A 1,075-nucleotide genomic window follows, 5' to 3' on the forward strand; every position below is an offset into this window, starting at 1 on the left:
CGCCCACTTGCACGCCGCCGGCGCGCTGGTGACGACTGTCGCTGAGCCGTCGCTGATATCCGGAGTCAGTCCGGACGCGATGGCCGAGATCCCGCTCGACATCGCGCACGCCGGCGCGTCCAAATGGTCGGTGATCAGCATCGCCGGCCGCGCGCTGTACGCCTGTCACGATGGCATTGTAGCGGTGGAAGGCAGTTCGCCAAGCATGGCGCTGTCCGATCGCTTTTTTACGCGCGAGGTGTGGCGCGATCGATGCGGCGCCGGCCTGGCCAGCATGCAGTTCGCACGCTATGACGGCAAGTTGATCGTCTTTTCCAAGACCGGCGCTTTCGTGCCCTTCATGATCGATCTGTCCGAAGGCGGGGAAATGACGGACTTGCCGCAGCTGGTGGCCAGCACTGCCGCCGTCCTCACGACGTCGGACCAAATGTACGTTGTATCGGGAACGACCCTGCGCCAGTTCGGCGGGGGCAGCATGCTTCCCCTGCGATGGGCAACCGGGGACATTGTGCTTGCCGCGCCAGCCGCGCTGGCGGTCGCCCAGGTTGAATGCACTGGCGACTTCACCATCCGGTTCTACCAGAAAGACAGGCTGGGATACACCAAGACCGTCGGGAGCGGGGAGACGACTTTTTACCTTCCCACCGAACCACGCAACGGCCATTCTGGCCTTGAACCCTCCGACAGGTGGAAGTTCGAGATTTCCGGCACCGGCCGATTCAAACGGCTGCGGGCGGCGGCGTCCATCCGCAGCTTGAAGGACATCTAAATGACTGTATCAGTACCACCAATTTCCACCGCGTCCATTCTGGCCGTCAAGGACCCGCAAACGCGCGAGGTGCTGCGCGCCATGGCGAGCGGCATCGCGGTGCGCAATGGCGATGTCGGTTCGGGTGACGACGCGTTTCTGACATTGGGCGACTTGCAAAACGATCCATCTATCGCCGGAAAGCTGGCAAAGTCGCTGGCAGGGCCGATCATCGAGGGCGTGGGCAAGCCGGGTAGTCCGATGTTCGACCTGGCGGAAAAGCTGCAGGACAAGATCATGGCTTCGCCGGCGTGGATCAATATGGGC

Annotated in this window: 2 protein-coding genes; both read left to right on the top strand. The window is 62.7% G+C overall.

From position 1 onward, the window contains the following. Positions 1-769, top strand: a 769-nt coding sequence (locus PO883_RS34515) for a hypothetical protein (protein WP_289313810.1), incomplete at its 5' end; no start/stop codon positions are given. Next, a partial coding sequence (locus PO883_RS34520) for a hypothetical protein (protein ID WP_289313811.1) occupies positions 770-1,075 on the top strand: 306 nt, incomplete at its 3' end.

Origin of the sequence: Massilia sp. DJPM01, from assembly GCF_030348125.1 — a bacterium.
GTDB lineage: Bacteria > Pseudomonadota > Gammaproteobacteria > Burkholderiales > Burkholderiaceae_D > Telluria_A > Telluria_A frigida.